The 21,656-nt window shown below is 40.9% G+C and carries 20 protein-coding genes; 9 read left to right on the top strand and 11 right to left on the bottom strand.

What is annotated here, in order from left to right; all coding sequences use genetic code 11:
• Positions 1-16: 16 nt before the first annotated feature.
• The 3 genes from hflD to FTU39_RS00750 are packed head-to-tail and all read right to left on the bottom strand — an operon-like array spanning position 17 to position 2,384.
• Positions 17-748: a high frequency lysogenization protein HflD gene (gene hflD / locus FTU39_RS00760; protein ID WP_004971659.1), complete on the bottom strand. Its 732-nt coding sequence runs from the start codon at positions 746-748 to the stop codon at positions 17-19.
• Positions 749-760: 12 nt separating this feature from the next.
• Positions 761-1,894 carry a tRNA 2-thiouridine(34) synthase MnmA gene (gene mnmA / locus FTU39_RS00755; protein WP_180051598.1) on the bottom strand — a complete coding sequence of 378 codons (1,134 nt, stop codon included), beginning with the start codon at positions 1,892-1,894 and terminating at the stop codon, positions 761-763.
• A 4-nt stretch (positions 1,895-1,898) separates the two neighbouring features.
• Positions 1,899-2,384, bottom strand: coding sequence for an NUDIX hydrolase (locus FTU39_RS00750; protein ID WP_096901080.1), 486 nt, complete (start codon positions 2,382-2,384; stop codon positions 1,899-1,901).
• Positions 2,385-2,541: 157 nt separating this feature from the next.
• Between FTU39_RS00750 and FTU39_RS00745 the strand changes: the two genes are divergently transcribed.
• A complete protein-coding gene (locus FTU39_RS00745) occupies positions 2,542-2,724 on the top strand; it encodes a DNA-binding protein (protein ID WP_218953063.1) in 183 nt (60 codons plus the stop codon).
• Between the two features lie 42 nt (positions 2,725-2,766).
• Here the strand turns inward: FTU39_RS00745 and FTU39_RS00740 are convergent, their stop codons facing one another.
• From FTU39_RS00740 to FTU39_RS00725, 4 genes are all read right to left on the bottom strand, one after another.
• Positions 2,767-3,297, bottom strand: a complete 531-nt coding sequence (locus FTU39_RS00740) for a gamma carbonic anhydrase family protein (protein WP_004971648.1) — start codon at positions 3,295-3,297, stop codon at positions 2,767-2,769.
• A gap of 106 nt (positions 3,298-3,403) precedes the next feature.
• Positions 3,404-4,552 carry a D-alanyl-D-alanine carboxypeptidase PBP5/6 gene (gene dacC / locus FTU39_RS00735; protein ID WP_004971646.1) on the bottom strand — a complete coding sequence of 383 codons (1,149 nt, stop codon included), beginning with the start codon at positions 4,550-4,552 and terminating at the stop codon, positions 3,404-3,406.
• A 117-nt stretch (positions 4,553-4,669) separates the two neighbouring features.
• Positions 4,670-5,062 carry an MCR_0457 family protein gene (locus tag FTU39_RS00730; RefSeq protein ID WP_004971644.1) on the bottom strand — a complete coding sequence of 131 codons (393 nt, stop codon included), beginning with the start codon at positions 5,060-5,062 and terminating at the stop codon, positions 4,670-4,672.
• Positions 5,063-5,379: 317 nt separating this feature from the next.
• Positions 5,380-5,751, bottom strand: a complete 372-nt coding sequence (locus tag FTU39_RS00725; protein WP_026438310.1) for an MCR_0457 family protein — start codon at positions 5,749-5,751, stop codon at positions 5,380-5,382.
• A 211-nt stretch (positions 5,752-5,962) separates the two neighbouring features.
• Between FTU39_RS00725 and surE the strand changes: the two genes are divergently transcribed.
• From surE to FTU39_RS00710, 3 genes are all read left to right on the top strand, one after another.
• Complete coding sequence (surE, locus tag FTU39_RS00720) at positions 5,963-6,739, top strand: 5'/3'-nucleotidase SurE (RefSeq protein ID WP_096901077.1); 777 nt, start codon at positions 5,963-5,965, stop codon at positions 6,737-6,739.
• A gap of 106 nt (positions 6,740-6,845) precedes the next feature.
• A complete protein-coding gene (locus FTU39_RS00715) occupies positions 6,846-7,664 on the top strand; it encodes a peptidoglycan DD-metalloendopeptidase family protein (RefSeq protein ID WP_104851774.1) in 819 nt (272 codons plus the stop codon).
• Positions 7,665-7,759: 95 nt separating this feature from the next.
• Complete coding sequence (locus tag FTU39_RS00710; RefSeq protein ID WP_131261144.1) at positions 7,760-8,689, top strand: LysR family transcriptional regulator; 930 nt, start codon at positions 7,760-7,762, stop codon at positions 8,687-8,689.
• Between the two features lie 78 nt (positions 8,690-8,767).
• On the opposite strand, the gene FTU39_RS00705 is transcribed toward FTU39_RS00710, so the two are convergent.
• Complete coding sequence (locus FTU39_RS00705) at positions 8,768-9,982, bottom strand: aspartate aminotransferase family protein (protein ID WP_180051596.1); 1,215 nt, start codon at positions 9,980-9,982, stop codon at positions 8,768-8,770.
• A gap of 161 nt (positions 9,983-10,143) precedes the next feature.
• Here FTU39_RS00705 and grxD point away from each other — a divergent pair, with 161 nt between their 5' ends.
• Positions 10,144-10,485 carry a Grx4 family monothiol glutaredoxin gene (gene grxD / locus FTU39_RS00700; protein WP_019837647.1) on the top strand — a complete coding sequence of 114 codons (342 nt, stop codon included), beginning with the start codon at positions 10,144-10,146 and terminating at the stop codon, positions 10,483-10,485.
• A gap of 123 nt (positions 10,486-10,608) precedes the next feature.
• Here grxD and FTU39_RS00695 read toward each other — a convergent pair whose 3' ends face one another.
• A complete protein-coding gene (locus FTU39_RS00695; RefSeq protein WP_004971630.1) occupies positions 10,609-13,302 on the bottom strand; it encodes a Lon protease family protein in 2,694 nt (897 codons plus the stop codon).
• Between the two features lie 194 nt (positions 13,303-13,496).
• On the opposite strand from FTU39_RS00695, the gene FTU39_RS00690 reads away from it, so the two are divergent.
• From FTU39_RS00690 to rpmE, 4 genes are all read left to right on the top strand, one after another.
• Positions 13,497-15,695 carry an MFS transporter gene (locus FTU39_RS00690; protein WP_004971628.1) on the top strand — a complete coding sequence of 733 codons (2,199 nt, stop codon included), beginning with the start codon at positions 13,497-13,499 and terminating at the stop codon, positions 15,693-15,695.
• A 1-nt stretch (position 15,696) separates the two neighbouring features.
• A complete protein-coding gene (gloA, locus tag FTU39_RS00685) occupies positions 15,697-16,098 on the top strand; it encodes a lactoylglutathione lyase (RefSeq protein ID WP_004971627.1) in 402 nt (133 codons plus the stop codon).
• Between the two features lie 190 nt (positions 16,099-16,288).
• Positions 16,289-17,287 (top strand): bile acid:sodium symporter family protein, encoded by a 999-nt coding sequence (locus FTU39_RS00680; protein ID WP_180043306.1) that lies wholly within the window; start codon positions 16,289-16,291, stop codon positions 17,285-17,287.
• A 203-nt stretch (positions 17,288-17,490) separates the two neighbouring features.
• Positions 17,491-17,715 carry a 50S ribosomal protein L31 gene (gene rpmE / locus FTU39_RS00675; protein ID WP_004971624.1) on the top strand — a complete coding sequence of 75 codons (225 nt, stop codon included), beginning with the start codon at positions 17,491-17,493 and terminating at the stop codon, positions 17,713-17,715.
• Positions 17,716-17,801: 86 nt separating this feature from the next.
• Here rpmE and FTU39_RS00670 read toward each other — a convergent pair whose 3' ends face one another.
• Together FTU39_RS00670 and FTU39_RS00665 are read right to left on the bottom strand one after the other, a co-directional pair.
• Complete coding sequence (locus FTU39_RS00670; RefSeq protein WP_180051595.1) at positions 17,802-19,925, bottom strand: EAL domain-containing protein; 2,124 nt, start codon at positions 19,923-19,925, stop codon at positions 17,802-17,804.
• Positions 19,907-21,652, bottom strand: a complete 1,746-nt coding sequence (locus tag FTU39_RS00665) for a GTPase (protein ID WP_096901069.1) — start codon at positions 21,650-21,652, stop codon at positions 19,907-19,909. Before FTU39_RS00665 ends, FTU39_RS00670 begins: the two co-directional genes overlap by 19 nt.
• Between the last annotated feature and the right edge of the window lie 4 nt (positions 21,653-21,656).

Raw genomic sequence — 21,656 nt, 5'->3', positions numbered from 1 at the left:
GCGTGTTCAGCATGGTTTAAACCACCTGATACTGTAAACGCGCCAGATCTTGAATATCACGTAATAATTTACGTTTGCTAAATACCATGCCCCATGAACTGCCACCAAGTTGACGCCAAAGGTGTGCCATTTGTAAGCCTGTAAAAAGCGAAGCTCGAATTCGGTTGGTATGTGCAGAATCCTTAAATGCTTCTGCATTGCCACGTACCATAATGCGCGGGTTAATTTGTCCCGCAGTATCGACATAGGTTTGGGCTAAATTGGCAATAATACTGGGATGCAAATAGTTATGATCAAAAAATGAAAGTTGTTTTAAGATTTTTTGCTGTGACTGCTCAATAATTTCGACGTATTTAGGATTGCTATACACTTTCTTTTCTAATTGTAAGAGTGCCATCGCATACGACATGGGTAGTTTGGTATTGGATAGTTTAGGTAAACGCGATTTAGGAGCAGTATTAAAAGGTTGGTTGATGCTGCTTTCTAGCGTTTTTAAACCCAAAGAAATATCGGCCAAATGATTAAAAAAATCCAAAGTTTGCGAACTGTGATTGCTACTTGGACGGATATTTAAACTGGCTTTAATTAATTGCTCAAAATAAAAGTTACCGCTTTCACCAATACTTTGTCTGCCTGTGAGTGCAGTCATGTGCGTGAGCTGGGTGGCTTGAAACACACCCGCTAACGCCAAGGCACGATTTTGGCGAACATTCAGAGTTGGTGACTGTTGAAACGGTAACTCTGTCATCCAAAACAATCCTTAAATAAAATCGGGTTTAGGTGCATTGGTATGGTGAATCACACCACCGCCTAAACACATTTCGCCTGAATAGAATACGACACTTTGACCAGGAGTGACTGCACGTTGTGGTTCATCAAATTCCACACGTACACCGCCAGGCATGCTGTCATCATTGAAAATTACACAGTCCTGATCATCTTGGCGATAGCGAGTGCGACAAGTACAACGGAAGCCTGACGCTGGAATTTCTTGTTCACCTGCCACCCAATCAATTGCTTCGCTCCATAAAATAGTGCTTTGCATGAGTGGATGTTCATGACCTTGACCAATCACTAAACGATTGTTTTCAATATCTTTATGCAGGACAAACCATGCACCTTCAGCAACACCTTTTAAGCCGCCAATACCAATCCCGCCACGCTGACCGAGCGTATAGTACATTAAGCCGTGATGTTCACCAACCTCTTTGCCATCGTCTAAAACAATTTTTCCAGCTTGAGCAGGCAAATACTGTTTTAAGAAATCATTAAAGCGACGTTCACCAATAAAGCAAATCCCTGTCGAGTCTTTTTTCTTGGCAGTGACTAAATCTAGTTCTTCGGCAATTTTTCGGACTTGCGGCTTTTCAATTTCGCCCACAGGGAACAAGGTTTTATTGATTTCACGACCATGCACTGCATGTAAGAAATAGGTTTGATCTTTATTTTTATCTAAACCACGTAACAGTGGAGCGTATGCTTCACCTTTGGAGTTGTACTGCGTTTCACCACGACGAGCGTAGTGGCCTGTAGCAATAAAATCTGCACCTAAATTCATGGCGTGATCTAAAAAAGCACGGAACTTAATTTCTTTATTACATAAAATATCTGGGTTTGGCGTGCGTCCTGCGGCATATTCGGCAAGAAAATGCTCAAAAACCCGATCCCAATATTCCATCGCAAAGTTGGCTGTATGCAACTTAATGCCTAGCTTGTCGCACACCGCTTGCGCATCGGCAAGATCTTCCATCGCGGTGCAATATTCGGTGCCGTCATCTTCTTCCCAGTTTTTCATGAAAAGCCCTTCAACCCGATAACCTTGTTGAAGTAGAAGTGCAGCAGAAACAGATGAATCTACACCACCTGACATACCGACGATGACACGTTGTTGCATAGGATTAGGCATCCAAACTAGAAATAAGGGGAGAATTTTGGTGCTCGTAAATGAGCGATAAAGGATAAGATTGACCACTGAGCGCATCTTGAACCGCTTTCAGTACCAACGGACTTCGGGCACGTGCTGATTCAGCCAGTTCGTCTGCAGACATCCATACTGTACCAATAATATCGGGATCGAGCTGGGCTTGCGCATCATGTTGCAGCGATTCGGCTAGAAAGCAGAAGCGATAATAGGTGCGGTCAGGAAACATAGGCGGAGTATAGCTATAAATACCGAGTAAGGCATTAATTTTCACCCGATGCCCAGTTTCTTCCATGGTTTCACGTATTGCTGCTTCAATTAAGCTTTCGCCAGCTTCAACATGCCCTGCAGGCTGATTAAACACGCTATGCGTCACACCTTCTGTATGTTCTTCAACAAACAGGAATTTTCCGTTTTTTTCGATAACGGTGGCGACAGTAACGTGAGCAGTCCAAGCGGTCATTGAAAAGCACCATGGGGTAAAACGCATATTCTACAAAATTTAGGGGGATGTGGCTATGTTGAAAGGGGATTTCTTTAAAACTGTAAATGTAGGTTTGTGTAGTTGTGGGAAGATGTGAGGGGTACTTTGTTCTTTGATTCATTTGGTGATGCTGGATGTGATCTCATTTGCGCTAGGTGTTGTTGCCAAAGTCAAAGCTATTGCACAAATAGAAAAAGAGGCAGATATTGACCGTAAAGCTTTGTATAAAACTCTAAGTCAAGATTCAGCCTCTCGATTTGATATGATTAATCATGTCATTCATACACTGAGTTTAAAATTAACGGTGCAGAACGTGTAATCCCTCAAATTACAACAATCAAAAAGAACTTTGAGGGGTGGATTATTGATAATTCCCCGCCACTTTTACATAGTGCCGTGCAGAATAAGGCAAAAACTCTTTTTCCTTGTCGGTTAAAGGACGAACTTTTTGCACAGGGCTACCCACGTACAAATAGCCACTTTCCAAACGCTTACGCGGTGGCACTAAAGACCCTGCGCCAATCATTACATCATCTTCAATAATGACATCATCCAAAACAATTGTGTTGATGCCCAATAACACCCGATTGCCAATGGTGCAGCCGTGTAAGGTCACACCATGTCCAACTGTGACATCTTCGCCAATAATCAGCGGTGAACCTTCAGGTTTGTCGGCTTTTTTATGGCTAACATGCAGCATGGCATGATCTTGCACATTGGAATTTTGACCAATCCGAATATGGTTAACATCACCACGAATCACGGCAAATGGCCAAACCGATACATTTGCGGCCAAATGCACATCACCAATCACCACCGACAATTCATCTACATAACAGCTTGCGTCAATTTTTGGGGTTTGCTCTAAATAAGCACGCACATTTTTTTTCATGATGGACAAATCTTTAGCTTATAAATTTAGGATTGAGGACAGTATAAAATAAAAAAGCACACATGCGGGCATGTGTGCTTTGCGCTTTAGTCTAAGCTTATGAATCTTAGAATAAGTTGCTAAAGAATTGTTTGATATGGTCTAGCATACGTGCAAAGAAACCCGCTTCTTCCACTTCCTGCAACGCCACCAATGGTTTTTCAGCAATCACTTTACCATCTAAGGTTGCGACATATTTACCAATCACTTGACCTTTTTTCAAAGGAGCAGTCAATTTAGGTTGAACCACCAATTGAGTTTTAATTTGGTTGGCTTTGCCTTTTGGCATGGTCACGTTAAAGTTTTCTGGCAAACCAATTTGTGCTTCTTTGCTTTTACCGTACCATACTTTTGCTTTAGCTAAGACTTGGTTGGCAGGCTGTACACGTACAGTTTCGTAGTTTGCATAACCCCAAGCTAACAATTCACGAGTTTGAGTTGCACGAGCTTGCATGGTTGGCGCACCAAAAATCACCGAAATTAAACGCATTGGGCCACGTTTAGATGAAGTGGTTAAGCAGTAACCCGCTTCGTTGGTATGACCTGTTTTTAAACCATCCACGCTTGGGTCGGTATATAACAGGGCATTACGGTTGCCTTGTTTAATTCCATTAAAAGAAAACTCTTTTTCAGAATAAATTGGGTAGTATTTTGAGCTGTCATGGATGATGTGCTGCGCTAAAGTCGCCATATCTTTTGCGGTAGAAAAGTGACCTTCAGCAGGCATACCCGTAGAGTTCATAAACTGGGTATTGCTCATGCCAATACGTTTGGCTTCTTCATTCATCATGTGAACGAATGTGCCTTCATTACCTGCAATGTGCTCTGCCATGGCTTTAGATGCATCGTTGCCCGATTGCACGATAATTCCGCGTAGCATTTCAAGTACGGTTGCTGTGCCATTTAAAGGAACATACATACATGATTCTGTGCTGCTGCCACGACACCATGCAGACTCATTCATGCGGACTTGTTCATCTTCCGTGAGTTCGCCTTTTAATAACTTTTGTTCAATGATGAAACTAGTCATCATTTTGGTCATTGAGGCAGGGGCGAGTTTTTCGTTTTCATTTTTTGAAGCTAAAATTTGTCCCGTCTCATAATCCATCAAAACGTATGATTTGTTATTGAGTTCTGGTGGTGTAGCTAAGACAGTTGCTGCATAAGAAAAGCTTGGTAATAGTAATAATGCAGCAAGGGCGCTTTTTGGGGTCATTCTAAGAGGTTCCAATACTTGAGGTATGCACAAAAGAGCTAGCATTTTAGGGCAAAGCTCAGCCGACTTCTATGGGAGAAATCGGCTTATTGATAAAAGTATTGTAACCAAATTGTATTATCTGCTATATGCTGTCAATTCTTGGCAAATTGCTTGGTTTTTGGCTGTTCCAGCAGCTTTGGCATCGGCACGGGCTTCTTTTAAAATTGGCTGGAAGCTTTTTTGTTTGCTGAGTTTACTTAAGGCAGTAACAGCGTCTTTTTCTTTAGGCATATATTCTTGGGCAAGTTTTGTATAACCCTGATGAAATTGATCTTGTTCTTTGACTAGTGAAGGGCAAACTTCAGATAACACATAAATAGCGGCTAATTCTTGCTGAGTCACTTGTTGTAATGGCGTCACTTCAATATTTTCTTCTTGCGCAATTGCGGCTTGACTTAAACCCAAACTGAGCGCAACTGCGCCAAAAAAATGAACTGCACGTGAATTTTTTAAGCCAGAAAATTGCATATCAAGTACCTTAAATATTGTTTGAACTGAATCTACCGATTCATTTAAGTGCTTATAAGATGAATCATTTATTTGCGAATTGAAAGAGTGAAAATGTATTAAAGCTGTGTGATCTGAGCGCAAATCATGTATAAAAAGTGAAGATTAAAGTCTGAAATTTGAAAATCAGTGGCTTGATATAAAGCGTAAAATAATAGTGGAAAAATACCAGATATAAAAACTAAGCATAAAATTTAAGGCAAACTTTGAAAGTTTGCCTTAAAGGGTGAGTATGCAAAATTATTTACAGGCTCAAAATAGTATTTAAATCATGTGATTTAAAGTGCTAATTCTAAAGCTTCCTGACACACTACTTTTTGCTCTTCTTTGGCTGTATCTTTTGCTGCTTCACGCGCTTCAGCTAAAACGGATTGATATTCTGCGTCGGCTTGTAGTTTGGCAAGCGTCATGTTCGATTCTGAATAATCTTGTAGATAAGTTTGAATCAGTGCTTGAATATTGGCATCTAATTTTGCATTTTTTCCAATCAGTGCAGGGCACATTTCAGTCATGACTTGTGCCGCTGCAACATCTTCTTTCACAATCGTATTGGCTTCTGCTGCAGTCAAATCTTCTGCAATTACAGACTGCGTTAATACAGCAGCAAAACCTAGACCCAATAAACGACGAAATGACAAAGCTAAAATCATGAGAATCACATATATTTTTGGATGGATGTTAAGCGCTAAATATATATAATCTTTTGTATATTTCAATGAAATGTGCTGATCAGTCATTTTGTTGTCGTGTGCTTATTAAATGTGCTTAGGCATGAATCAGGCACAAACAAGTTTAAGATTGAACCGACGTTGCTATATTTTAGTATATAACCTTTATATTTGTTTTATCTGAGATTTTTCTGTGAATATTTTGATAGCCAATGATGATGGCGTGTTTGCACCTGGTATCCAAGCTTTGGCGAAAGCCTTAAAACCTTTGGGTCGCGTGGTGATTGTTGCACCCGAAAGTGAACGCAGTGGTTTTTCGAGTGCGCTGACTTTAGACCGACCATTACGTCCTGTGCAAATTGCTGAAGATGTCTGGGCAGTGAATGGTACACCTGCAGACTGTGTCTATTTGTCGATGAATGGATTGTTCGATTTCGAATTTGATTTGGTGGTCAGCGGCATTAACAGCGGTGCAAATCTAGGGGATGATGTACTGTACTCAGGCACAGTCGGTGCGGCATTTGAAGGACGTTTGATGAAACAGCCTGCGATTGCGGTATCACTTGCAGGGCATAATGTACGTGCTTATCAGCATCCGCAAGATTATATGCAGGCAGCGCAGTGGGTACATGACTTTATTGCTCAAGGTTTACCAAGTTTACCTGCACGACATATTTTTAATGTGAATATTCCAGATGTGCCAGTGTTGCAGGGCACAAAAATTACCTATCAAGGACAGCGTACCCAATCTAAGCCAATTACTAGTCAGGTCGATCCACGAGGGCGTCAAGTGTATTGGATTGGTTTGTCGGGCGAGGCAGTGGCTGCACCGAAAAAAGGCTTAACTGAAATTGAGTCTGATTTTTTTGCGGTAGCAAATGGCTATGTCAGCGTGACACCAATTCAGATGGATGCCACCAATTATGACGTTTTGCAATCATTGCACAGTCAATTTTCCCAAATTGGCTAACTAATGTTATAACTTTGTGAAAAAGTAGCTTGTAAGCCTCATTACAAGGACTTTTTTGCTACTCTTAGCGCAATAGAAAATATTTAGAATTTGTAGAGAGGAAAGAATGCCTGTGGTGTTTCAGTATCGTTTATTTAGCACACCAACAGCATTGTTGAAAACCTTAGTGTTATCAAGTGCTGTTGTGGCTACCGTCGTGTTGAGTGGTTGTGCCTCTAAACCTCAAGTGAATAATTCTGCACGTTATGCAACAGCGCCGAATTTTTATACTGTACGTTCAGGTGATACTTTAAGTGGTATCGCTGCACGTTATGGTTTGAGCTATCTCAGCATTGCAGAAATGAATGATATTGCACCGCCGTATCGTATTTATGTCGGGCAGTCGATTCGTTTGAAAGCGGGCAATGCACCACGTACAACAAGCACTCGCCCTGTAACGCAGGCTGCACCAATTCAACGTCAAACAGTCACTTTACCAACGACACCTGCACCGGTAACATCGACTACAACCACGACCACTAGCTCAACAACACCAAGTACACCGGTGCGTAGCAGCACATTGCGCTGGGTGAAACCATCACAAGGTGCTGTGATTGCACAGTTTAATTTGGCAAGTAATATCAAAGGAATTCGTTACGGTGGCAATGTGGGCGATCCAATTTATGCCGCAGCAGATGGGCAGGTGGTTTATGCTGCAGATGGATTAAAAGAATATGGGAACTTGATTTTAATCAAGCACATTGATGGTTATATCACCGCCTATGCACATAACAGTAAGATGAATGTGAGCAGTGGTCAAAATGTCACAGCGGGTCAAAAGATTGCTGAAATGGGTTCTTCTGGTGCAACACGTACCATGTTGGAGTTTCAGGTACGTCTAGATGGCAAGCCAATCAATCCAACTAATGTTTTACCAATAAATTAAATATCACGAATACAAAGCATAAATTTCACCGTATAATACAATAAGTTGCTTTTATCGATAGATGAGGGCAACGATTATAATTTCAGAGGGAATTTATGTTAGATCAACTTCGAGCAATGGGTGTATTTGCTTGTGTTGTTGAAAAAAGCTCGTTTAGCGGTGCAGCACGTGATTTAGGGATCACCACCAGCGCCGTCAGTCAGCAAATCCGTTCACTAGAACAAGATATGGAAGTCACGCTTCTGCATCGTTCTACTAGAAAACTGAGTTTGACTGAAGCAGGACAAGCTTTTTTCCACAGTTGTCAAGAAATGCTCGCCGCTGCTGAGCGTGGTAAAATACGCATTAATGAGTTAAGAGATGATTTGGTCGGTGATTTAAGAATTGCCACCACTCCAGAATTAGCCGCGAACCATGTGATTCCCGCACTTTCTCATTGGCTGTCTGCCCATCGTGGCTTGTCTGTACATCTAGAAACCGACAATCAATACATTGACCTGATTGATGGTCGTATTGATATTGCGCTGCGTATGAGTCCAATAATTGAAGATCAAAACCAGCATGTGATTCCTATTGCACTTATTGACCAAGTTTTAGTCGCATCACCTAGTTATTTAAATCAAACCGCGCCCATTTCACGTCCTGAAGATTTAAAACATCACGAGTTAATTCCATTAACCATTATGAAGAATTTTCAGCAACTCAATTTTAAGCATATCAGCACTGCTGAAAATGTGGATGTAGAGTTGGGCTCGCGTCTATCGACCAATAATGTGTTGGTGTCTAAATCTTTGTGTATGCAAGGGCATGGGCTTGCGCGAATTTTGCATTTGGATATTCAAAAAGATTTGCTTAATGGCAGTTTGGTTGAAATTTTGCCTGAGTGGAAATTACCCGCATTTACCTTGTATGCAATCATTTCCAAACATGAGCAACAACCGATGAAAGTACATCGTTGTTTGGAAGCCTTAAAACAATATTTTTCTCAATTGCCGGGTGGGCGAGTGTTTCAAGAAGCATCTTAATTGAATGTTGATAATATACTGATCGACCATTTAGTTAGCAAAAAGCCGCAGTTCAAACTGCGGCTTTTTGTTAGGGATTTATTTAAGCCAAGAATTTTTAATCATTGCTACAAGGCGTTCAATCAATTGATCTGCCTGGGCTTGAGTAATATTTAATGTTGGCAATAAACGCACTACAGAACCTGCAGTTACGTTAATAATCATTTTGTATTCATCGCGGGCAATATCGACCAACTCTGCACATGGTTTTGGTAATTCAATACCAATCATCAAGCCAAAACCACGCACGCTTACATTTTGGTCTGCGAGTTGTTGACGCAATTGTTCCACAATGTAGCCACCCATTTTTGCTGCATTTTCTACCAAGTTTTCTTTCTGGATGGTGTCAATAACAGTGTAAACCACGCGTGAACCTAACGCAGTACCACTGTAGGTTGAGCCATGATTACCAGCAGTAAGAACGCCCACACCACGACCTTGAGTCATGACTGCACCAATTGGGAAGCCATTGCCCAAACCTTTCGCTGTAGTCAATACATCAGGCACAATATTGGTGTGCTGATAAGCAAAGAATTTACCTGTACGACCATTTCCTGTTTGTACTTCATCCAGCATCATCAGCCAGTTGTGTTGATTACAAATACGGCGGATGTCTTCTAGGTAGCTAAAGCCTTGTGGTGCAGTATTCACACCGCCTTCACCCTGAATCGGCTCGACTAAAATAGCCACAATATCAGGATGCTGAATCGCAGCTTCTTCAATGGCTTCGACATCACCAAAAGGCACACGAATAAAGCCTTCAACCAAAGGTGCAAAACCTTCCTGAACTTTTTTATTGCCAGTTGCAGACAGGGTAGCCAAAGTACGACCGTGGAAAGAGTGATCTGCAACAATAATTTTAGGATTGGCTACGCCTTGCATATGACCGAATTTACGTGCAATTTTAATTGCACCTTCGTTAGACTCTGCGCCACTGTTTGAAAAAAACACTTCTTCCATGCCAGCAACTTGCGCCAATTTTTGTGCAGCAGCAGTCTGCCACGGCACTTCAAACAAGTTACTGGTGTGAATTAAGGTAGCCGCCTGATCTGCAATGGCTTCGGTAATTGCAGGGTGTGCGTGACCTAAACCACATACGGCAATGCCTGTAAGTGCATCTAAATATTCTGTGCCATCTTCAGTATAAAGATAAGAACCTCGACCGCGGACAAAGCTGATCGGCTGACGGCCAAATACAGGCATCAAATGTGATGGTTGATCAGTTTGCACAGGAGCAAGGGTAATGTTATTCATGACTAACTCTTATCTGTTAGGTTGGAGGGAAAAACTTATATAAGCAAAATCTACTGCAGATGAAAAGCCTAATTGTAAATAAAATTGGATTTATTGCTTTAGACGTACTGTTTTGCTCGGTTTTGGGTATAATGCCACACAGATGAGTTGAGGATTTACCAATGACTGAACAAGTACGCGATACCGAAGCGTTAATTCGTGAACAAATTGCTAAACATGCTGTTCTTCTTTACATGAAAGGCACACCACAATTTCCACAATGCGGTTTTTCTGCGCGCGCAGTAGAAGCACTCAGTCAAATTGGTCGTCCTTTTGCTTATGTGAATATTTTAGAAAATCAGGATATTCGTACCACTTTGCCAAAAATTGCCAACTGGCCAACTTTCCCACAATTGTGGATTAACGGTGAGTTGATTGGTGGTAGCGATATTATGTTGGATATGTTCCAGAAAGGTGAGTTAAAGCCTTTAGTTGAGCAATACAGCCCAGCACCTGAAGCTTAAAGTATTGGACTTGGGTCACACTAGACCAAAGTCATCCATACAAAAAAGTTGATATAAAAAAAGCGCCTTGGCGCTTTTTTTATATCTGGAATTCACTTGAATAGCTGATTTGAATCACTGCACTTAGTTTACCGTAGTACTTTCAGTTGCAAGTTCAGCAGTTTCAGCCGACTCAGCAGTGACTTCATCAGAAGTTGCCGCATCAGATGGTTCAGCCGATTTCTGTTTTTTCTTGGCTTTTTGCGCTTTGTCCTTTTTCTCTGGGTCTTTTTTGTCCTTTTCTTTCTTGGACTTTTTCTTTTTCTTTGGCTCTTCTTCAATTTCAGCACCATCTTCAATGGCTTGCCAATACTCAAGTTGTTCCATCACTGCAGCGTAAATTGAACCTTTACTGTAACGTCCTTTTTTAGTGAGTTTACCCACAGGACGCGCCATTAAAATTTCTAAGGCTTGGTCAATGGTATCAATGGCGTGAATGTGGAACTGACCTTGTTCTACCGCTTCAATCACATCTTTACGCAACATAAGGTGCTGCATATTTTGACGTGGAATAATCACGCCTTGCTTGCCAGTTAAACCTTGCAGTTTGCAGGCATCAAAGAAACCTTCAATTTTTGCATTCACGCCACCAATTGGCTGTACTTGACCGAGTTGGTTCATGGAGCCTGTAATGGCCCAAGATTGGTCAATAGGTAGTTGGCTGATTGCAGAAATCAAAGCAGAAAGCTCTGCCACTGTTGCACTGTCACCATCAACCTGACCATAACTTTGCTCAAAGGCAAGGGCAGCAGAAAAATGTAAAATTTGCTCACGGCCAAAATGTGCTTTGAGGAAACTGGCCATCAACAACACGCCTTTGGCATGTAAAGAACCGCCAAGTTCAACACTGCGTTCAATATCTAAAATATCGCCGCCGCCTTGATAGACTGAGGCGGTTAAGCGCGAAGGTAAGCCAAACTCGACATCGGCATAGTGAATGACCGACAGGGCATTAATTTGCCCTAAACGATGTCCGCGAGTTTCTATTAACTGCGTACCGCGTGATAAATCTTGCCAGTACAGTTCTCTTAAATAACCTAAGCGATATTTGCGATGATCCAGTGCGGTATTGATATGCTGTTCGGAAACCGTTTTATCGCCCGCCTGTGCCGCATGGTGATGCGATTCACGAATTAAATCCCCCAAGGTGAGGGCATGTAAGGAGAGTGAGCTTTGATCTTCAGCTTGACGGCTTGAGTCAGTAAGTAAAGCTGCCAAAGCAGAACGGTCAAATGGTAATAATTTGTCAGATTGCACATAGTCGGCAATCAGCTGCATATATGCCTGCTCGTTTTCGTCATTACGTTGTAATGTATCGGTAAAGTCGGCACGGATTTTAAACACGCTGCCAAGTTCGGGTTCTAGCTCTAAAATTTCATAATAAATTTCAGGCTCTGCCAGTAAAATCACTTTAATATTTAGTGGAATGGCTTGTGGTTCAATTGAAATGCTGCCTGTTAAAGTTAGCATGTGTTCCAAAGATGAAAGTTTCAATTGCCCCGATTTTAAAGCGCGTTTCAGTCCTTGCCATGCATAAGGCTGTTCCAGTAACTGCTCTGCTTCGAGCATCAAAAAGCCGCCATTGGCTTTATGTAAGCTACCTGCACGAATTAAGGTGAAGTCAGTGGTAATGGTGCCGTTTTGCGTGAGTTGTTCTACATGCCCCAATAAATTGTAATGGGTTGGAAAATCTTCAAAAATAACAGGTACACCGCTGTTGGGTTTGTGCGTCACAATAATATTGGCTTGGTAGCGCGCAGGAATACGGCTAAAGGTGCCAGGACGGAAATCATCTTCTTCCTGTTCTAAAACAAACTCGACATTATTAATAATATCTTCGGCATAGTATTGTAAATATTCAGTCAAACCTTCGACACTAGGATATTTATTTTGAATAATATCAATGCGTGGCATTACCACTTGTTTGGCAATATCACGGTTCAGGTCTTGTACTTTGTCACGTGCGTCATCTTCTAAATCGCCTAAATGCAAACCCAAACGCTCCAGTTTTTTATTCATATAACGAATATTGGACGCAATTTCTGCACGGGTTTTGCTGTCCAAGGCGTTAATATCTTCCTTAGACATTTCCTGCATTTTGTCATTTTTCAGATGCACGGGTACAAAGCAATGTTCATCTTCCTGCGCAATCAGTTTTAAATCGAGTTCTTCACCTTCACTGGTCAGCTCAATTAAGGCTTGTTGCTGTTCATCACCCGCTTGCTGACGAATCATTTCAATGCGGTTGTGATAGGTTTCTGCGGTAAAGCGACGTTCGAGTTGCTTTAAAATAGTTTGCCAAGTTTGATGTAACAAACTTTGAAATTTAGGCGCTTGACCTGCAGGCAGTTGCAAGGCAATCGGTTGGCGCGGGTGTTTGAAATTATTGACATAAACCCAGTCATTCGGTGTGGGCATGCTCTTGGCATGTTGCTGCAGCAAACGCTTGACCATGGTACGTTTGCCCAATCCCGCCGTACCCACTGCAAAAATATTGTAGCCAGAATATGGCAGGGAAATACCTGCTTCCACCGAAGCGCGTGCCCGATCTTGTCCTAAAAAATTATTCAGCGGTTTAATGCGTCGGGTCGAAGCGGGAATGTTATCGTAATTTGGAATATGGGTTAGTTGTGTTGCTTTGAGTCGTGTATTTTCTAAAGTCGTTTGTATTTCGCTTTGTTCAAAGGCAGAGCTGAGAAGCGGTTGTTGTTCATCTTGCGCTGCTGTTGTTGTGTTGGTTGTCATTGATGGGGTGATTTGATCAAGTCTTTGGGTCACTGTAGAAATCCAAAACGAAATATTGCAGTTAGAAGTTTAAAGGTATACAGGTTTAAGCGGAAAATTCAAGCTAAGCCGTAATTTTTACTACAAAATGACAAAGCTGTTGTGGATAATTTCATAAATACTGTTGAAACAGAAGCTATTCCGCGATTGAATAACAACAATTTGACTTGATAGAAAATAATAATCGAATGACCACACAACAGACTGGGCAAACTTCAGCACAAAATACAGGGTGGAAAGCTGCATTTACGGCATTTTTAGACCGTCGTGCGCTGATTATGCTGTTTTTGGGCTTCTCTGCAGGTATTCCAATTTTACTGATTTTTTCCAGTCTATCTTTGTGGTTGGGCGAAGCAGGCATTGACAAAAGTGCGGTCACTTTCTTTAGTTGGGCTGCCTTGGGTTATTCCTTTAAATTTGTCTGGGCACCATTAATTGATGAATTACCCGTACCCTATTTAACCAAAAAACTGGGGCGACGTCGGGCATGGCTGCTCATCGCCCAATGTTTAATTGTTTGTGCAATTGCGGTGATGGCATTTTCTGACCCAGCTTTGGGACAGGCGCATTTATATCAAATGGCATTGGGTGCAGTATTACTGGGCTTTTCTGCAGCCACGCAAGATATTGTGATTGATGCTTACCGTATCGAACTGGCTGAAACTCAAATGCAAACCGTGTTGGCATCGACCTATAACGCGGGCTATCGCATTGGGATGATTGTCGCAGGGGCAGGTGCTTTATTTTTGGCAGCCTCGTTAGGTACAGCCAAAGGCAACTATATTTATAGTGCATGGAAAATTACCTATTTGGCGATGGCTGCGGTGATGCTGATTGGCATTATCACGACTTTGGTGATTCGTGAGCCGCAAGTGAATCGGGTCAGCAAGCATTATCAACGACGCGACTATTTTCGTCTGGTTACGGTGTTTTTTGTTGCGGTATTCAGTTTTGTATTGTGCTACGTCTTTTCGGGTAATTTTACCGAAGCCTTAAAACAACAATTCCAACTCAAAGATGCATTTTTATTATTTTCTATAGAAGCTTTACGTTTTATTGCATCGGGTGCGGCTGCTGTAGGCATGGGCACAATTTTGGTCAAATTGGGCGCAGTCAATAAACAGATGGCATTTGAAACATGGGTGCATCCTGTTGCAGATTTCTTTAAACGCTACGGCATGAAACTGGCACTGGTGTTATTACTCTTGATTGGTTTTTATCGAGTTTCAGACATTATTGCAGGTGTAATTTCCAATGTGTTCTATCAGGATTTGAACTTTAGCAAAGAACAAATTGCCGAAGCGGTTAAGGTTTATGGGGTCATTTTCAGTTTAGTGGGTGGCTTCTTGGGCGGTTTACTGGCACAGCGTATGAACATTATGAAATTAATGTTTGTTGGCGCGGTGTTGGCATCATCCACCAATCTTATTTTTATTGGTCTGGTGAAGTCAGGACAGCAACTGAGCGATGTGCAAGTTTCTGTGGGGCAGCAACAATATCAAACCCAGGCCGATGAAGTTGGATATTGGAAAGTGGCTGTGCCTAGTCAGGTTTTAGCAACACAGGATGAAATTCAGGTACGTGCGCAATACCAAACGGGCGATACGCCGTCACGTTTAGTGTCGATGCCGTATTTGCACCAAACTGAGATTGAAACTGCACAACTCCAGTTTTTACCACTGACTTCGGATAATCGTATTAGCGAAAATGAAGCCAGCAACAGTATTGTCGTACGTGGGCAATATGCAGGGCCTGCCTTAACCGAACAGCAAAAAATTGTACTGCAGCTAGATGGTCAAAATTTTGATGCAAAACTAGATGCACAAGGAATTTTTACGGCAGCGATTGCAGGGCAGCTTTTGGCAGACTCACCAAGTAAACAACTGCAAGCCGTATTATTGAATAGACAGCAAACAGTACAACAACACAGCCAAACCTATCAGGTCGATTTAAACACACATGAAGGCAATGCTTTGGATGTAGATATACAACCTTTGCCGATCGTTCAATCATCTTCAAACAATATGGTTGAAATTCAGGGCAAGGTGATTAAGCCATATAGCACAGCATGGTTATATTTTGCGATTATTGTCGATAACTTGGCTTCAGGTTTAGCGGGCGCGGCTTTTATCGCATTTTTATCCAGTTTAACCAGTGTGTCATTTACTGCTGTGCAATATGCAATTTTTAGCTCACTCATGACCTTGACTCCTAAGATTTTAGGTGGTTATTCAGGTACTATAGTGACCAATATTGGTTATCCAAACTTTTTCCTCATGACCACATTAATTGGAATCCCTATTTTAATTTTAGTGGTGTGGGTGGCGAAATTGTTACGTGACCATCAACACATACAAGCAAAACCGATTGAACAAAAGGATGAATGACATGCGCATGCTGCATACCATGTTACGTGTAGGTAATTTAGAGCAATCATTAAAATTTTATACAGAAGTTTTAGGCATGACTTTGCTGCGTAAGCGTGATTATGAAGAAGGTCGTTTTACCCTTGCTTTTGTAGGCTATGGCGATGAAGAAAATCACACCGTTTTGGAGTTGACGCATAACTGGGATACAGACAGCTATGATTTGGGCAATGGTTATGGTCATATTGCAATTGCGGTAGACGATGCCTACAAAGCATGTGAAGAAATTAAAGCGCGCGGCGGCAATGTGGTACGTGAAGCAGGGCCAATGAAAGGTGGTGTAACTGTCATTGCTTTTGTTGAAGACCCAGATGGTTATAAAGTTGAATTGATTCAGCAAGATCAGAACGCACGTAATAACTAAGTCTTCATCAGTGAAGCAGTAAAAACCAAACCTTTATGGCGCAATAAACTGAATGTTGTTCAGTATTCATTTTGAAAATATTGAACATCGCCTGAAAATGCTCGCTTTTTGAATATTGCTCAGTAATATACCTTTATCGAAAGGTAAAAATTGCTGGGCTTTTTTGCAACAGTAAAAGAATATACAGGATGTGTTTATGTTGAAGTTATTGGCATTGGATCGCTTTACCATTCTTTTGTTTGTGATGGTCATCCTCGCCAGTGTCGTGCCTGTGTCAGGGCAAGCAGCCGAAGTTTTTAGTGTGATTACGACAGTTGCCATTGCAATCTTATTCTTTTTGCATGGGGCGAAATTATCACGTGAAGCTGTCATTCAGGGCATGATGCATTGGAAATTGCATGCGTTGGTATTTACTTTTACCTTTGCGTTATTCCCAATTTTAGGTTTGCTGGCAAAGCCAATTCTAGTGCCAATGCTCGGGCAGGAGCTGTATTGGGGCTTTTTGTTCATGTGCTTTTTGCCTTCAACCGTGCAATCTTCAATTGCCTTTACGTCAGTGGCAAAAGGCAATGTTGCCAGCGCAGTCTGCAGTGCGTCATTCTCTAATTTAATTGGGATGTTTATTACCCCAGTTTTAGTAGGCATCTTTATTTTAGGGCAGTCTGAACACGGTTTTGACCCGACAAATTCGATTATTCAAATTACTTTATTGTTATTGGTGCCATTTATTTTGGGGCAGTTATTACGTCCTTATGTTTTTCCTCAGATGTTGAAATTACCAAAGCTGGTCAAGGTATTTGATCAGGGTTCGATTTTGATGGTGGTTTTTGGTGCATTTAGTGGGGCAGTGGTAGCAGGATTGTGGCATCAAGTTAGTGGTATGACTTTATTGCTGTTGATTATTGCTTGTTCCGTGTTATTGACCCTTGTGATGTGGTTGGCGTGGGTTGTGCCGCAATGGTTGGGTTTTGCACGTGAAGACCAAATTGCCGCATTTTTTTGTAGCTCCAAAAAAACCTTAGCCAGTGGTGTACCGATGGCGCAAATTTTATTTATTGGGCAGCCGTTGGGGATGATTGTTTTACCGATCATGATTTTCCATCAAATTCAGTTGATGGTGTGCGGTGTGATAGCCAATTATCTCGAAAAGCAGCCCGATTCGACTGAACCTCAGGAATTAAATTCCTAAGAATAATTAGCTTTAAAATATTTTATTCCGTATAATATTGCCCAACTTGTTGTGCTTAGCTCTGACGGTATCCGTCTCGGTGGGCCAAAAGAATGGTCTGTTGTGGTGTTGGTCTGCTTTTAAAGCATGTCCTCATTTTTTTAATGAGAGTGACCAATTGCGATGACAGCTTAAGCCTTCTTAAATCTTAGGAGTAATCGACGATGCGCGCCGATATTCACCCAAAATATGAAAAATTAGTTGCAACTTGTTCTTGCGGTAACGTAATCGAAACTCGTTCAGCAGTTGGTAAAGAAACTCTTTATCTTGACGTATGTTCTGCATGCCACCCGTTCTACACTGGTAAGCAAAAGAACGTTGACACTGGCGGTCGTATCGACAAGTTCAAACAACGTTTTGCTGGTATGTCACGTTCTATCAAACGTTAATATCCAGTACGAAAAAAACGGGCAATTGCCCGTTTTTTTGTGCCTTAAATTTTAGGGTCTACAAATAGACCCTAATGCACAAGACCTTATTGGTCTTGCACATCAATTAAATGATCGAGTTTTTTCTGGAAATAATCACCCTGAATAAAGCGCGCATCGACATTCCACGCATTCGCAAACAGGTTCATATCATTTAAGTCACGCAATAACACTTCTACAGGTTTAATTTCACTATAAATGCTCAATTGTTCCTGTAATTCTTGCGTCGAGTCATCAGCAGCCAGTTTTTCAGTCAGTGCACTGTGCAAGGTCAAGTAGTGAATATCGACTTGTTTCAAGATAGATTCACTATAAATCGAATGACCAAAATCACGCAGAGAAATTTCAGCGCCGTGCTGACGTAATAAACTGATTTGTTTCTGCGCATCACCTAAGTTTTGGCTGATGTCTTCTTCAGAGAATTGCAAAATTAATGGATGGCTGAGGCGGCTACCAATAATCGTTATCAGTTTAGACACAAACTCAGGGAAGCTGCGGTCTTGTAATAAAACAAATACGTTTAAATTGATAATCAGCTTCGCTTCAGGATATTGGGTGATGAAGTTGTGCAATTGTTTACAAGCTTCGACCAAAATCCAACGATCCAGTTTAATGGATAATTCTGGGTCTTCAGCCAAATCTATTAAGCCTGTCAGTGATTTCCATTCACTATTGAAAATAAAGCCACTAGTTACTTCATAGGTATATAAATTGGTGTCTTGCTTATCATAAAGTTGTTGATACTTCAGATGAATTTCACCACGATCAAGACTTTGACGTATCGCTGCAATAATCGCAGATTCACTATACGATTGTGGTACAGCTGCAGCAGATTCAATTACATTTAAGTTAGATTCACCAAAGGACAAGTCTAAGGTTAAACCTGAGTTATGTTGTTCTTGCTGTTGTGGTAATGCGTTGGCAAAACCTTGGCTAATCAGTTGCTCAAAACTGCTTTCATTTTGAATGTCTGGAGTGAATGGCACATAACCAATACGCAAATTAAGTGGGTAAGTATGTTGATCTACCGTAAGTAATTGCGGTTTCGTGAGTGAATTTAAGCCAATCAGTTTCGATTCTAAAATTGCAGGCGATTCTGCTTGGAACAAACCAACCACTAAACCATTACTCACATTAAATAATGGTACATTGGTCTGTTCTTTTAAAAAATTTTGAATGTTGGTAAAGTAATTTTTTGTGGTTTGCCAGTCGGCTTGGAAAATTGATTCAGGGCAGTTCGCCAAAGAAAATACCACCAAAGCATTGGCACTAGAAGGCTGTTTGGCTAAAGTGCGATTTACCAATTGGTATGTGCTTGGTTTTGCCGCTGCTTTGTCTGCTGTCGTTTGAGCAGGGGATGTATTTTGCGCCGTATTTTCAATATCTATGGTGATTTGTATGGCGTCGTCAGCTGCTCCAATAAATTCAATTTTGAGTGGGTTTTGTTTTGCTAATAGCGGGTTTTGGCTATGAATATCAAAACGGCCGTGTTCAAATTGTCCTTGACTGACTTTCTTAAAGCGGAATTTAAAATCTGTAATATCTTGCGGTTGCAATAAATCCAATAATGGCAAGCCAATAAGGTCATCTTCACTTTTTAAACCAAATAGCTGTAAATATTCAGCATTGGCTTGTGCATGAATTCCTTCCTGAATAATGGCTACTGCTTTGCTACTGTCTTCGACCAACGCCTGAGCTTGTGATTGTGCATTTTCCAGTTCAGTCATAAGTTGTTCTTGTGACTGCTGTAAGCGACTAAAAGACAGTGCGCGAATTAAGCCAAAATAGAAGCGTTCGGGGTAATCTAAATTGATAATGTCATAGATGCCTTTGCGCACATAACTGGTGTATTGCGTGGCATCGTAATCGTCTGGTTTGAGCAAAAGTAGCGGTAAATTTGGTTGCTGTGATGCACGAATTAAAGTGAGTGCCTGATCGACTTTTAGGTCATAAGCACGACCAAAGATCACCAAATCCCAAGTTAAATGTAATTGTTTTTCAAAGTTTTTAATGTCATCTAATAGATAAGCCTGAACACGGTGCTCATTTGCAGTGAGTTGTTCACAAATTTGATTAAAACGTATTTGGTTGTCATCGATTATGAGTAAACGTGTTTCGGTACGTTTGAGCTTTTTAGACAATAATGGATTTCTCACTTTAATGCTTCCCATAAATCGTGATTTTTAACTTCATTCACTTGTTTCTGAATAAAACCATCAAGTAAAGGCTGTTGTTGGTCATTCAACAACTCAAAATCAAAGCGCATAAAGCTTTGGGTAATCAATAACGGCTTAATTAAGAACACTTTTAGTTCTTCTTCACCTAAACGTAGCTGTACGGTTTGTTTGTCACGTAATAATTGCAGACTTGGCAAAATCAATGAGGTATTGACTTCATTGACCTGCGTACTTTGTACCAATAATGCTGGATGATAATGTCCTGTATGCCGATCTGTTTTAACAAAAACAGCACAAGGGTAAATATCTTGGGTTAAAATTTCCAAGCCAAGTTCTAAGCTTTTTTCAGCAGATTGTTTAATCCAGCGAATGACACCACCACGCCACGGACTTTGGCTATTTTCCTGAACCAGAATAAATTCACCTGTTTTAAGGTTTTTCGGTGTTTCACCCGTCCATTTAATACGATAGCCATTGACACTAATATCTAAAACATCGGCATTGTAAATTTGTTTGGCTTCACGGTCTAAGGTTTTAACAGCGCTAATATCTACCGTAGAGTTGGTATGCATGGCATTGATAAACTGGCTTTCATTCTGGAATTGGTAGTTATCGCCCAAAGCCAGCGTTTCATTGAAGTTTTTACCATTAGACAGATAAAAATGTGCCACAGTCAAACCAAAGCAAATTTTAATCCGTGCCGAATATTCATAACGCTCATGCACACGTTCTGCTGTATTGGTCAAAATATTGTGCAAGTGGAAATGCAAAGCAGGGGTTAAGAATAGCTTTTCATTGCGTGATAAATGTTCACCTTTACGACCTTGAGCTTCATTTAAATGATCGAGTAGGGGTTGAGTTGCAATAAAAATATTGGCATGAAAACCTTGGCTTTGGTGCGTATTGTAAATAGGTGGATGATCTTTGCTTGCATCGACCACATAACGTGAAAGCGTCGTTTCTTTGGGTAAAACTTGAATCAGTTTTGCCCAATCAAAGCTACAGAGATATAAGCCTTGAATTTCTGCAGGTCGAATTTGATGGGTATTGAAAATTTCCAATAAAATCAGCTGTGCATAGGCTTGAGCAATATTAATCAGTTGATGTTGTGTGCCTTGTAACTGATTAATATTATTTAAATAATAATGTTGTTGAATGGCTGTATCTAAAAGTTGGTGTGCAATTAACCACTGATTTGGCAAGGCGTGGCTATAAAGCATGTGTTGTTGATAGCGCAGTAGAGCTAATTGTTGTAAAGCATAATAGCTAGATAGAACTCGTGCAGTTTGTAAGTTCTTTTTTAAATTAAAGGCAAATAAAGAAAATTTTTGTTGGGTGAGTTGTTGGTGGCTACGTCGGGAAATATTAATATAGACTTTGGCGAAATGACTGCGTAATAACAGCGCGAGTTCAATAATATGATCGTTGCGGTCATTACTAATCAAAGCCTGGTTGAAAAAATGCTTTTCCAGACTGGTAAGCACATTTTCAAGTGTCGGATGAATAGCTTGAATTAAGTCAAAACGTAATGTTTCCTGACATTTCAGTTCTGAAATTTCTAAAAGTGCATTAAATAGAGCTTGGGAAGAATCACCCAATTGTAAAATGGATAAATCCGCTGCCCATGCCTGAATGCTTTTAACCGTATTTTGACAAAAACTCAATTGCTCCAGCTTTAGTTCGCTGGGAACTAGAAAAAGATCTGAAGTATTCATATTCATGATT

It is taken from the genome of Acinetobacter sp. YH12099 (assembly GCF_013419195.1).
GTDB classification, from domain to species: Bacteria; Pseudomonadota; Gammaproteobacteria; order Pseudomonadales; family Moraxellaceae; genus Acinetobacter; species Acinetobacter towneri.
This window is presented reverse-complemented; position numbering and strand designations above follow the sequence as displayed.